At 68.3% G+C, this 12,489-nt stretch carries 9 protein-coding genes; 6 read left to right on the top strand and 3 right to left on the bottom strand.

Annotation, left to right across the window (positions count from 1 at the left end; all coding sequences use genetic code 11):
* Positions 1-13: 13 nt before the first annotated feature.
* Complete coding sequence (locus tag FVP77_RS09585; RefSeq protein ID WP_246134036.1) at positions 14-793, top strand: glycosyltransferase; 780 nt, start codon at positions 14-16, stop codon at positions 791-793.
* A gap of 1 nt (position 794) precedes the next feature.
* On the opposite strand, the gene FVP77_RS09580 is transcribed toward FVP77_RS09585, so the two are convergent.
* Positions 795-1,700: a glycosyltransferase gene (locus FVP77_RS09580; protein WP_147894254.1), complete on the bottom strand. Its 906-nt coding sequence runs from the start codon at positions 1,698-1,700 to the stop codon at positions 795-797.
* A complete protein-coding gene (locus FVP77_RS09575; RefSeq protein ID WP_147894253.1) occupies positions 1,697-3,631 on the bottom strand; it encodes a DUF6541 family protein in 1,935 nt (644 codons plus the stop codon). The genes FVP77_RS09580 and FVP77_RS09575 overlap by 4 nt, the downstream gene beginning before the upstream one ends.
* A 153-nt stretch (positions 3,632-3,784) precedes the next feature.
* Between FVP77_RS09575 and FVP77_RS16825 the strand changes: the two genes are divergently transcribed.
* The 5 genes from FVP77_RS16825 (at position 3,785) to FVP77_RS09555 (ending at position 11,466) form a co-directional block, all read left to right on the top strand.
* Positions 3,785-5,023: a lipopolysaccharide biosynthesis protein gene (locus tag FVP77_RS16825; RefSeq protein WP_187266871.1), complete on the top strand. Its 1,239-nt coding sequence runs from the start codon at positions 3,785-3,787 to the stop codon at positions 5,021-5,023.
* Positions 5,020-6,135 carry a glycosyltransferase family 4 protein gene (locus tag FVP77_RS16820; protein ID WP_187266870.1) on the top strand — a complete coding sequence of 372 codons (1,116 nt, stop codon included), beginning with the start codon at positions 5,020-5,022 and terminating at the stop codon, positions 6,133-6,135. Before FVP77_RS16825 ends, FVP77_RS16820 begins: the two co-directional genes overlap by 4 nt.
* A gap of 62 nt (positions 6,136-6,197) precedes the next feature.
* Positions 6,198-7,343, top strand: a complete 1,146-nt coding sequence (glf, locus tag FVP77_RS09565) for a UDP-galactopyranose mutase (RefSeq protein WP_147894252.1) — start codon at positions 6,198-6,200, stop codon at positions 7,341-7,343.
* Positions 7,340-9,265 (top strand): glycosyltransferase, encoded by a 1,926-nt coding sequence (locus FVP77_RS09560; RefSeq protein ID WP_147894251.1) that lies wholly within the window; start codon positions 7,340-7,342, stop codon positions 9,263-9,265. The genes glf and FVP77_RS09560 overlap by 4 nt, the downstream gene beginning before the upstream one ends.
* A gap of 86 nt (positions 9,266-9,351) precedes the next feature.
* The gene (locus tag FVP77_RS09555) at positions 9,352-11,466 is read left to right on the top strand and encodes an acyltransferase family protein (RefSeq protein WP_147894250.1); all 2,115 of its coding nucleotides are present in this window, start codon (positions 9,352-9,354) and stop codon (positions 11,464-11,466) included.
* Between the two features lie 7 nt (positions 11,467-11,473).
* Here the strand turns inward: FVP77_RS09555 and FVP77_RS09550 are convergent, their stop codons facing one another.
* Complete coding sequence (locus FVP77_RS09550; protein ID WP_147894249.1) at positions 11,474-12,475, bottom strand: glycosyltransferase family 2 protein; 1,002 nt, start codon at positions 12,473-12,475, stop codon at positions 11,474-11,476.
* Positions 12,476-12,489 lie beyond the last annotated feature (14 nt).

Below are 12,489 nucleotides of genomic sequence, written 5' to 3'. Positions count from 1 at the left end.
CGGAGGACTCACAGTGGCCACCACTCCTGCGCCGACGGGCCCGAGCGTCTCGGTCTGCATGGCGGTGTACAACGGCGCGCGGTGGCTCACGCCGCAGCTGGACTCCATTCTCGTCGAGCTCCGTTCCGATGACGAGATCGTGATCGTCGATGACGCGAGCACGGACGACAGTGTCGCCCTCATCGAAGCGTTCGACGATCCACGAGTGCGCCTGATCAGGCAGAAGGCGAATCGGGGATACGTGGCGACCTTCGAGCACGCTCTGTCGCTGGCGTCACGCGAGGTGATCCTGCTCTCCGATCAAGACGACGTCTGGATCCCCGGACGGCGTGACCTGCTGTGCGCTGCCGTGGACTCGGCTGAGGTCGCCGCATCCGACCTCGTCCTGTTGGGCGACGGCGCACCTCTTCCGCACCCTCTGACGAGGCGCCCGTGGCGGCTGGGGCGATCCCGTCCGTCCGATCGAATCCGGCGTCAGCTGACCATCTGGGCGGGGATCGCCCCATACTTCGGCTGCGCGATGGCGGTGCGTCGAGAATTCCTCTCGACGGTGCTGCCGTTCCCGACGTTCCTCACCGAGTCGCACGATCTGTGGATCGCAACGGTCGCGAACGCGTCGGCCACTCTCGAGCACGTGCACTCGCCCTCGGTGCAACGGCGACTGCACGAGGCGAATGCGTCGCCTTCGCGTCCGCGAGGAGTGCGGGCGGTTCTCCGTGCCCGGGTCATGCTCGTACGGTGCTCGATCGAGGCCGTCCGCCGCATCCGCCGTCGGCCGCGGAGCAAGGCCTAGCTCACCGTCCGAAGACGTTCCTCGCCGCTGCAGAAGAAGCGGCGGAGTCGCGTGACCGCACGGCACCCGGCAGCGCGGCGGCGGAGTGGAGTCGCGATGACGGGCGCAGTGCCGCCCACCGCGCCGCTCTCCGCCATCCGCGTGTGCGCGCACGGAGGCTGACCTCCCGGTGGAATCGAGCTTCGTCGCGGAACCGGACGCCGTCGGAGATCGCCGTCTGGGACAGGCTCGACTCGTGCCGTCGGTACTCGAACGACGGCTCACCGTTCATGTACATCACAGCGCCGCCATCGAAGGCGACGTCGAGGATGAAGGCCAGGTCGAGGATGATCGGCAGGTCGAGCCGAAACGGGATCTGCTTCAGCCGCGCGGTGCGGATGGCCAGCGAGGGCCAGTAGAGCCAGTTGCCGCGAACGAGGCTTGCCACGAGGGCCTCGCCCTCGAGGCGAACGGGTCCCGCCGCGGGCGGCGGTGTCAGAAGCCCTTTGACGCGATCGGCCAGCGGGCGGTGGGGATCGCCGTTCTCGTCGATCACGACGACCGCGGGGGCGAAGATGTCGACGTCGGGGAACCGCGCGACGAAGGTCCGGAGCAACCGGACGTAGTCGGGGAGCAGACGGTCGTCGGAGCCCAAGATGGTGGTGTATTCCGCGGAGGCGAGCTCGGCGCAGCGACGGAAGTTCTCCATGATGCCGACGTTGCTGTCGTTTCGCAGATAGCGCACTCGTTCGTCATCGAGATCGGCGAAGAACTGGGGCACCGACTCGCTCGGGTAGGCGTCATCGATGACGGTCAGACGCCATCCCGGATCGCTCTGATCGAGAACGCTCCGCACCGCCTCGAACAGGAGCTCGGGTGGTCCCCAGAAGGGGAGCATGATGTCGACGACGACGGGGTCGTCGCTCATCGTGCGCAACCGACGATGCGGTAGAGGCGTGCGTCGCCCTCCTCGTCGACGAGTTCGACAGCCTTCGAGGCGGCGAGTCGGCTGAATCCGGGATAGGGGTGATTGCCTCCGTGGACCTCCCGGGTGCCGAAGTCGAGGACGTATCGAACCCTGGTGTCGTCGACCGCCCGGCACACCGTACCGCCCGGCGCCGCGCGATCGAGGCCGTCGTTGATGGCGGTCATCTCGCTCGTGATGTCCATGAGGGTGTGGGGTTGGAGAACCTCTCGCCCGCTGATGGCGTAGGCCAGCCCGGCACCCGTCCACGGGCTCCCGGCGATCACCGCGTCCGGCTCGACCTCGTCGTCGAGTCGCCGCATGAGGGCCATCTCGTCGGCCGAGACCAGGGGGGAGTCGGCGTCCAACGTGTAGTTCGCCTGCGCTGTATCAATGGGCGTCCGCATCGGCAGGAGCGCGGCGACGACGGCGATGAGCAGGACGCCCGCAGTCGCGATCGCCTGAAGAGGGCCGCGCAGTCGCATCCGTCGAGCCGCCCCTCGCACGCCGGCCGACAGGAACAGGGCGCCCGCACCGGCGAGAGGGACCACCGCGGTCGGAAGGATCGCCGCGACGCGGGGGAGGTTGTTGTACCAGCTGCCCGTCAGTACGTCTCGAATCTCGAAGTAGGGGAGCGCAGCGACCACCACGTACAGGCCGCCGACGGCGAGCAGCGCGACAACGGCGTAGAGGGGAGCGCGACGGCGCGACCGCACGGCCCAGACGACTCCCGCGATCATGAGAACGGCGACGAGCAGTGCGAGCGGGGCGCGGTAGGGAGATGCGAACGACACCTCTCCCATCGCCTGGGCGACGGTCATCTCGGGCTGCCATGTCCGAGCCGCGGCCGGCGGGCGCAGGACCCACCAGACGGCGGCGGCGACGATCGCGTAGGCAGCGACGAAAACCACGACGAGGGCACGCTGACCTCGCGAGCGCGAACCCTTCCAGGCGCGAACCGCGGTGAACACGATTCCCACCGAGACGAAGACGATCCACGCGACGAGAGCACCGGGGTGTGCGACGGCCAGGCCAGGCAGCGTCCCAAGGGTGCCGACCACGGCCAGTGCCGCGGGCAGACCCCCGGGAGAGGTGATCCGCAGCGCGCGCAGCGCGAGCGCGAGGGCGGCAGGAAGAACGGCGAGCCCCATGTGGAGCGGGTAGAGCACGCCGTAATCGATCATCAGCAACGGGAACGACGCCGACCCGATGATCGCCAACCCCGCGCCGATCGCGGTTCCGCGCCCACGCCCGAAGAGCTCGGACGTCAGCCACATCGCCCCCGCCGGCCACGCGAGCGCGGAGAACACGAGCGCCATCGCGTTGGCGGCGACCGGGATCGATGCGCCGGTCGCCTGGACGACCAGAGCGGCCGTTGCGTGCCATGCGGTGGGGTAGAACCACATGCCACCGCTCGTACTGGTCATCGATCCCACGAACAACGGCGACGCGTTCCCGTTGTCCAGTGCGTATCGCACGGCATTCAGATGGAAGATGTTGTCGAACGTCTGGGAGATGTTGTCGGGCGCCCCGATGACGACGACGACCTGCGCAGCGACCACGATCCCCGCGGCCACCACCGCGGCGATGACCCACCTGCCCCGCTCCACCGGTTGGGGCGCGCGCAACCGCCACCCCCGATTCGCGGCGAGCCGGACGCCCACGATCACGGCGGCGAAGACGACCGTCACGAGGACGACGGGCAGCGGCGACCAGGCCAGACCGATGAGCGGGGCGGCCACGGACGCCGTGCTGATGACGGTGACTCCGAACGGGAAGGCAGCAGCCCAGGAGGCGAGCCCGCGCAGTCCCATCACGAGGGCGAGCACGATCCCCGGGAGGACGACCACGGCCGCGGTGAGGGCGCCGGCGACGGCGAGATCGATCCAGGTCATTCATATGTCTTTCGCTCAGCGCGCGGGGCCCGGGGGGCTCGAACTCGGCGCATATCGGCACCGAGCCCGCAGGGAAGGATAACGGACACACATCGACGGACTCCGAGAGGCGCCGCCGCGGGTTCTCGAATAGAGGTCAACTAGTCTCTTCGGGTGGCCACTCTCATCCGACGTCTTGCCGGATTCTCCACACTTCCTTTCATCTCGGCCATCCTGCCCTTCGTGGCCATCCCGATCGTGGGACGCGCCAGCGGTGAGGACGGATGGGTCGCGTTCAACGTCGGCCAAGCCGTCGGCACATACGCCGCCGCGGTCGGCTACGTCGGGTGGAACGCGCTGGGCACGCCCATGGTCGCCGTGGAGACATCCTCTGAAGCCCGCCACGAGCTCTACGGTCGGTCGTTCTACGCGCGACTGCCCATCATCGCGGCCGTGGCCGTGGGTGCGGCCATCATCGGCGCGCTCCTCGCTCCCGGTGCGACGGTCGGCGTCGCCGTGACGTTCGCGATCGCCGGGGCGCTGGGCGGGTTCGGTGTGAGCTGGTACGCGGTCGGTGTGTCGTCCATCTCGATCATCGTGTGGTTCGAGATCGTGCCCCGGGCGATCGCGACGGCGATAGCCATCGGCCTGCTGCTGTGGACGGGTGACGTGGTCTGGTACGGCGTCGCCATGATCGTGGCGGCGGTCGCGGGGGTTCTCGCGTTCCACCTCGTCCACCTTCGTCGGGTGTTCCCGCGGTGGGTGGGATGGCGCCGAGTCCGGTCGGATATCCAGGGACTGCGCTCCGCCTGGGGTGTCGAGGTCGTCGGCAATCTCTACTCGAACGCGCCGGTGCCCATCGTCGCGGCCACGTCGTCGCCCGCCGCTTCCGCATCGTACGGATCGAGCGACCGCATCTATCGCTACGGTCTCCTCGGTGTGGTCGCCATGGGGAACGCCTTGCAGGGGTGGGCGCTCGAGGCGCGCGGGGATCATCGTCGCGCGCGCAACCTCGCGTCCATCGGGATCATGCTCGCCCTCGGGCTGGTGGGGTTCGCCTTCCTCGTCTTCCTCGGAGTCCCCGCGAGTCAGCTCATCTTCGGGGAGGAGCTCGCAGCCGACCCCGCGATGCTCTTCTGGCTCGGAGTGTCGTACATCGCGATCTCCACCTCCACGCCGTTGATACGCAACGTGCTGCTCCCGGCACGGCGGGAGGGCTCGGTTCTCTGGGTCACGACGGCGAGTGCGATCCTGGGCCTGTCGGGGATGCTCATCGGCGGGATAGCTTTCGGTCCGGTCGGAGTCGCCGCAGGCCTCGCCCTCAGCGAGGTGTTCACACTGCTGTGCTGCGTCTGGTACTCGCGACGGACCGGATTGGCCGAGCCGCTCGCTTCCGGGGCGGCGGCGCGATGAGCGCCGACGAGCCTGTCTCGGACGTCCACTTCCTGCTGCCTGCTCCGGCCCCGACCCCTATCGGCGGGTACAAGGTGGTCTACGAGTACGCGGACGCGCTCGTCAGCCAGGGCGTCGGTGTGACGGTCTGGCACAGCCCGTTCTTCAACGCGTTCGAGAATGGAAGGCTCTCGCTGTTCCGTGCCGGGATACTTGCGGCGGGTCTGTGGCGACGGCGGCTGATGGGGCGCGCGACCACCTCCATCCCGTGGTACCACTTCGACGAGCGCGTGCAGGTGAAGGTCACCGCTGCCCGACCGCGTCCGAAGCTGGGCCGGCGGTCTGTCGTCGTGGCGACCGCGGTGCAGACCACGGCGTACGTCGCTCACGTCGCCCGGCGTGCGGGCGCGACGTCTCTCGCCCTCATCCAGCACTTCGAGACCTGGGCGGCCCCGGAGGATGTGATCCGTCGCGCCTGGGCGCGCGCTGACGAGCGGATAGTCATCGCCCCCTGGCTCGCAGACCTGTGTTCGCGGGCGGGACTCTCCAGCGTCCTGCTGACGAATGCGCTCGACGTCGATTCGTTCCCGACCGGCGCTCCGCTCGCGGAGCGCCGCCCGATGGTGATGTCGCTGCTCTCTCCTCACGGGTACAAACGGCCCGATGTCGTCGCGGAAGCGCTCGGCGCCGTCCGTGCCCGCCGCCCGGATGTGCGGGTGGTCGCCTTCGGGATCGATCCTGTCCCGCCGCGTCCGCTCGCTCCGGGGGTGGAGTACGTGTCCGACCCGTCGCCCGAGGTGCTGCGCGAGCTCTATAGGTCTGCATCCGTCTACCTGTGCGGGAGCGATGCAGAGGGGTGGCACCTCCCGCCGGCGGAGGCGACGCTAAGCGGAGCCGCCGTGGTGTCCACCGACATCGGTGGCGTCCGGGCATCGATGGGTGATGAGGCGCTCTACGCCCCACCGGGCGACGGTGAGGCCCTGGCCTCGCTCGCCGAACATGTGCTGGACGATCTGGACGCGTCCCAGTCCCGCGTCGACGCCGCGGCTGCGAGGCTCCGCTCGGTGACATACGCGTCGAACACCCGGGCGTTCCTCGCCATCGCCGCGGCCGTGCGACAGCGCCATAGCTGAAAATGCGCGGCGGGGCGGCCGTCTAGACTTGAGGGCGATTTGCCAACGCAAAGGACGTGACTGTGAATCCTGATCTTCTCGTCGTCGGCTCCGGCTTCTTCGGTCTCACGATCGCGGAGCGGGCGGCGGCATCCGGTCGAAAGGTGACCGTGATCGACCGCCGGCACCATGTCGGCGGGAACGCGTACTCCGAAGCCGAACCGACCACCGGGATCGAGGTGCACCGCTACGGCGCCCACCTCTTCCACACGTCGAACCCGACCGTGTGGGAGTACGTGAACCGGTTCACCCAGTTCACGAACTACGTGCACCGCGTCTACACGAACCACAAGGGTGTCGTGTTCCCGCTTCCGATCAACCTGGGAACGATCAACCAGTTCTTCCAGGCGGCGTACACCCCGGCCGAGGCGCGTGCGCTGGTGCAGGAGCTCGCCGGAGAGTTCGACCCGAAGGATGCGGCGAACCTCGAGGAACGGGGCATCGGTCTCATCGGCCGCCCGCTGTATGAGGCCTTCATCCGTGACTACACGGCGAAGCAGTGGCAGACCGACCCGACCAATCTGCCCGCCGAGGTGATCTCCCGTCTTCCTGTGCGATACACCTACGACAACAGGTACTTCAACGACACGTGGGAGGGTCTCCCCGTCGACGGATACACCGCGTGGCTGGAGCGCATGGCCGACCACCCGAACATCGACGTCAAGCTGCACACCGATTTCTTCGACGAGTCGCAGCCGTTGAACAAGCGGGCGACCGTCGGCCAGCTCCCGATCGTGTACACGGGCCCCGTCGACCGGTACTTCGACTTCGCAGAGGGGGAGCTGAGCTGGCGCACGCTCGACTTCGAGCAGGAAGTTCTGCCGATCGCCGACTTCCAGGGCACGAGCGTCATGAACTACGCCGATGCAGACGTCCCCTACACGCGCATCCACGAGTTCAAGCACTTCCACCCCGAGCGTGCCGACCGGTACCCCTCCGACAAGACGGTCATCATGCGGGAGTTCTCCCGATTCGCGACACGCGAGGACGAGCCCTACTACCCGGTCAACACCCCCGCCGATCGCACCGGCCTGCTCGCATACCGCGAGCTCGCCAAGGGCGAGAGCGGCGTGCATTTCGGAGGGCGGCTGGGCACGTACCAGTACCTCGACATGCACATGGCCATCGGCGCGGCCCTGTCGCTGTGGAACAACACGCTGGCGTCATGACGGAGGGCACCTCGATGAACACGACCGACGATTTCGTGACCGTGAACCGGATCGTCTTCCCCACGGAGGGCGTTGCGGAGGTCTCGGCTCTGTACGTCGACACGGGCGCGGGCGATGGGTCGCAGCCCGGCGCCGATTACGAGATCAACGGCCGACGGTCCATCACGGTGTACGCCCACCGTCGGATCTCGCTCAGTACCTACTTCAACGCGTTCCCCGCGAGCTACTGGCAGCGATGGACGAGCGTCCGGTCCGTGCGGCTGGTCGTGACGTTGCGCGGTCAGGGACTCCTCTCCGTATACAAGTCGAGCGCGCGCGGTCGAGCCTCCGCGGTCGCGTCGCAGCAGTTCGACGACGAGACCGTGGCGTTCGATCTCCCGGTGCTCTCGTTCGTCGATGGCGGGAACTACTGGTTCGACATCGCGTGTGCGCAGTCCGAGGCCACTCTCGAGAGCGCCGAGTGGCAGGTGGCGGCCCCCGAGGCGAAGGCACCCGGCACGGTCTCGGTCGGCATCACGACGTACAACCGCCCCTCGTACTGCCTCAATCAGCTCCTCACGATCGGTGCCGACACCGACATCGCGGGCGTTCTCGACACCGTGTACGTCATCGATCAGGGGACCGATCTCGTCGAGGACCAGCCTCGTTTCCGCGAGGCCGCAGAGCAGCTCGGCGAGCACCTGACCGTGCTGCGGCAGGCCAACCTGGGCGGGTCCGGCGGGTTCTCGCGAGCCATGCTCGAGACGCTGACGGAGGGTCGCAGCGATTACGTCCTCCTCCTCGACGACGACGCCATCTCCGAGCCCGAGGCGATCATGAGGGCGGTGCGCTTCGCCGATTTCGCGACGGTGCCGACGATCGTGGGAGGGGGGATGCTCCATCTCGACGAGCGGTCCGTCCTCTATACCCAGGGAGAGGTGTGGGACACCCGTAAATCGTGGATGTCCGCATCGGGCGAGAGCGAATACGACCACGACTTCGCCGAGGACACGCTTCGCGAGACACCCGAGCTCCACCGTCGTCTCGCGGCCGACTTCAACGGCTGGTGGATGTGTCTGATCCCGACGCACATCCTGCGCGACATCGGTCTTTCCTTGCCCGTGTTCCTGAAGTTCGACGACATCGAATACTCCCTCAGGGCGGCGCAGAGCGGCTACCCGACGGTGTGTCTTCCCGGCGTCGCGGTCTGGCACATGGCTTGGCACGACAAGGATCCGACGAGGACGTGGGAGGAGTACTTCATCCACCGCAACCGCGTCATCACCGGCCTGCTGCGCTCGCCGGTGCCGCGCGGCGGGTACTTGCCGCTGCATTCGTTCCTCGGCGACGTCAAGCTCCTGTTCATGCTGCAGTACTCGACCGTGCGGCTGCGTCATCAGGCTCTGCGCGACGCGTTCGCGGGCCCGGAGGCGCTGCCGGGTTGGCTGGCGACCAAGCAGGGCGACGCGCGACGACTCCGCGCGGATTTCGTGGATGCGACCGTCGTCGAGGACTTCTCGACCCTGCCACCTGTGCGGCGTTCGTCACGGGTCATGCTGGGCGCCGTCCGCCGCCCGACCAACCCGGTCGCAGCGGTGGTCCTCGCCCTGCGGGTGGCGGTGAGGCAGCTCTTCATCCGCGAGTCCGAGGGCAGCCACCGCAACCCGGAGCGCGTCATCGCCGCCCCTGACATCACCTGGTGGCGGTTCGCCGACATCGACTCGGCCCTGGTCACCTCGCCCGACGGCGTGGGTGTGGCCTGGTACCAGCGCGACCGTTCCGCGATGCGACGATTCCTCTTCGACAGCGTGCGCCTGAACATGCGGTTGGCACGTCGCTGGGCTCGGCTCGCCGAGGCCTACGGTCGAGAGGCGCCGAAGATCACGTCCCCCGAGCAGTGGCGGTCGATCTTCGCGGGAGATGTGACGACCACCAAGAAGTGAGACGCGGGCGCCTGCGGCGGCCGCGAGCCGCGGCAGGCTAGCCTCTTCCGAGGCGGAACGCCGCCTTCGGAGCAGAGGGATCGAGCATGGCGACACCGGCCGTCCAGGCACCGTCGAACGAGCCCGCCGAGCGCACCCGGACGTTCCGCACCGACATCCAGTCGCTCCGTGCCCTCGCCATCGCGGCGGTCGTGCTCAACCACCTCTGGCCGCTGCGCTTCACCGGCGGTTACGTCGGTGTCGATGTCTTCTTCGTGATCTCGGGTTTCCTCATCACCGGCCATCTTCTCGCGGAGATCGACCGCACCGGGCGCGTGCGCCTCGGCCGGTTCTATGCCCGCCGCGTCCGCCGACTGCTGCCGGCGGCCCTGCTCGTGCTCGCCGCGGCCGGCGCGCTCGTGTACGTCTTCCTGCCGTATCCGCGGTGGGAACGCAACGCGGCCGAGATCGCCGCGGCGGCGCTCTATGTCGAGAACTGGGTGCTCACGGGCTTCTCCGTCGACTACTCCGCCGCGAATGAGGCGGCCAGTGCGGTTCAGCACTACTGGTCGCTGTCGGTCGAGGAGCAGTTCTACGTCGTCTGGCCCGTGCTGCTGCTCGCGCTCGCCGGGTGGGGTGTTCGCCGCGCGGACGACCGCCGCCGCCGGGCGCTGGTGCTGATCGCCGTCATCGGGGTGGCGTCCTTCGCGGCGAGCGTCGTCTACACCCAGCTGGCGCCGAACGCGGCCTACTTCGTCACCTTCACGAGGATGTGGGAGTTCGCGCTCGGCGGCCTGGTCGCGGTCTTGGCTTCGCGCATCCGGCTGCCGCGAAGGGCCGCCGATCTGCTGTCGCTCCTGGGGTTCGCCGGGATCGTGCTCTCGGTCTTCCTCTTCGGGCCCGAGACGCCGTTCCCGGGGTGGACGGCACTCCTCCCCGTGCTCTCGACCGTTGCCGTGATCGTGGCGGGGACGGGCCACGATCGGCTCGTCCACTCCGCGGTCACGGCGGCGAGGCCCGTCCAGTGGGTGGGAGACGTCTCGTACTCGCTGTACCTCTGGCACTGGCCCCTCATCGTCGTGGCGCCGTTCGTGCTCGCGGGACCCCTCTCGACGGTGTCGAAGATCGCCGTGCTCGTCGCCTCGCTGGCGCTCGCGTGGCTGACGCATCGTCTCGTGGAAAGACCCGCCCAGCGGTGGCGGTGGTGGTCGACGTCGACCCGCCGGGCCTTCGCCGGGATGGCGGTGGGGATGGTCGTGATCCTCGGGGCTGCGGGCTCGATGCACGCCGCCTACGCTCAGCAGAGCTCGTACGATCTGCCCGACGGCCCGCTCCGGGCGGGAGCGTGCGTAGGACCCGCGGCGATCGCGGATGCGGCGTCCTGCCCCGATGCGTTCGGACCCCCGGAGTCGGCCGTCATCACCGGCGCCCATGTCTACTGGTGGGCCCCCGAGGTCTGTCGGCCCGTCGACCGGATGATCTACGGCGATCGCACGACGACGACGCACTGCGACTTCTCCCGGGGGACGAGCGATCCCACCGACGTGTGGCTCGTCGGCGATTCGCACGCCGAGCAGTGGCAGGGCCCGCTGCTCGACATCGCGGAACGGCGAGGATGGCGTCTGACGATCAGCCACTTCGGCGGCTGCCCACCCGCCGACGTCCCCTTCGCCGGGTTCCGAACGCTCTGGGGGCCGCCGGAGGTCGCGGTGTGCCGCGCCTGGTCGAGGGACGTGTCGGCGGCGGTGGTGGAGACCCGCCCCGATCTGGTCTTCACGTCCATGGCCGGCCGCTTCGAGCTGCTGGAGGGGGATCTCCCACCCGAACTCGCCCAGGAGCGTTTCGCCGAGGGCCTGGTCGCCGATTGGGACGCCTGGGCCGATGCGGGCTCACGCGTGTTCGCCATCGTCGATCCTCCGCTCAACGGCGACGTCCGCGATCCCGATTGCGTGCTGCTCAACCCCCAGCATCCGCTCGAATGCGCTCGGCCCCGTGCGGTGGCCCTGCCTCCGGGCGACCCGCTCCCGCTCGCCGTCGAGAAGGCGGCCAGGCCGGAGGTTCGTCTGATCGACCTCACGGATGCGTTCTGCGACGACCAGTCGTGCTTCGCCGTGATCGGCGGCGAACCGGTGTACTACGACGCCGACCACGTGAGTCGGCGATACTCGCGCATGCTGGCCGACCGGTTCGAGAGCGCCGTGGATCGCGCGCCGGGCACCTGACGGTCGATCAGACGGCAGACTCGACGGCGTCCGCCAGGGGAGGCATCGGCCGCCATGATCGATCGCCCGCGATCTTGCGCCCGTCGCGCAGACCCCTCACCAGATGGCTCGTGCCGCGGATCGTTCGCTCGACGAGCACCAGACGGATGAGCTCCTTGGCGAGCGTGAGTGCGGTGCCGACGGCGAACGGCAGGGGTTTGTAGGCCCCGTTCGCTCGGTAGTACTGCTTCAGATAGGCGCGGTTGCGCATGATGTAGTAACGGTAGGCGTTGCTCGACGCGTTCATATGGCGCACACCGAAGTCGTGCTGCTTGATCTCACGCGTGCGGCGCAGCACGAAGTCGTCGACGATCACGGAGGTCGTGATCCGCGAGGCCAGCCAGCCGTACATCTGGTCGTCCCAGTAGATGAAGAACCGGGGGTCGGGCAGACCGATCCGCTGGACGATGTCGCGATGGATGAACATCCCCTCGAAGCATCCCGAGTTCATCTCCTTGTACCCGGATGCGTCGAAGGCGGCGGGTGCGAACGGGATCGGGATCGCCATCGACTCGGCGACGCGGTACTGCCAGTAGAAGGCGCTCCCGTCGTAGTCGTAACGCCGGCCCTGGATGCTGCGGAAGCGGGGCGTCCACTTGCCCATGCGGGCGAGGCCGTCGGAGATGACCTCGACGTCGTCGTCCATGAGCCACATCCACTCGGATCCCAGCTCGTAGGCGACGCGCATGCCTTCGCTGAACCCGCCTGACCCGCCGGTGTTGGTGTCGAGCCGGCGATAGACGAGCTCCGTGCCGAGCTGCTCGCGGAGAGCCTCGACGATCTCGGTCGTGTCGTCGGTGGACGCATTGTCGATGACGACGACGTGACCCGGCTTGGGGTCCATGCGTCCGATGCTCTCGAGGAGCCGGGTGAGCAGGTGCGAGCGGTTGTAGGTGACGATCGCGATCGTCACGGAAGCCGGATCGAACGCTTCGGACTCTGGCGCGGGCGGGCGGGAGGAGGCGTTCATATCGTGGTCGATCC

The organism is Microbacterium hatanonis, assembly GCF_008017415.1.
In the GTDB taxonomy this organism is placed as follows: Bacteria; Actinomycetota; Actinomycetes; order Actinomycetales; family Microbacteriaceae; genus Microbacterium; species Microbacterium hatanonis.
This window is presented reverse-complemented; position numbering and strand designations above follow the sequence as displayed.

What these genes read in the sequence shown, in the direction of transcription:
- FVP77_RS09555 (WP_147894250.1), top strand. Translation starts at nt 9,352, where the DNA reads ATGGCGACACCGGCCGTCCAGGCACCGTCGAACGAGCCCGCCGAGCGC.
- FVP77_RS09560 (WP_147894251.1), top strand. Translation starts at nt 7,340, where the DNA reads ATGACGGAGGGCACCTCGATGAACACGACCGACGATTTCGTGACCGTG.
- FVP77_RS09550 (WP_147894249.1), bottom strand. Translation starts at nt 12,475, where the DNA reads ATGAACGCCTCCTCCCGCCCGCCCGCGCCAGAGTCCGAAGCGTTCGAT.
- FVP77_RS16820 (WP_187266870.1), top strand. Translation starts at nt 5,020, where the DNA reads ATGAGCGCCGACGAGCCTGTCTCGGACGTCCACTTCCTGCTGCCTGCT.
- FVP77_RS09580 (WP_147894254.1), bottom strand. Translation starts at nt 1,700, where the DNA reads ATGAGCGACGACCCCGTCGTCGTCGACATCATGCTCCCCTTCTGGGGA.
- FVP77_RS09575 (WP_147894253.1), bottom strand. Translation starts at nt 3,631, where the DNA reads ATGACCTGGATCGATCTCGCCGTCGCCGGCGCCCTCACCGCGGCCGTG.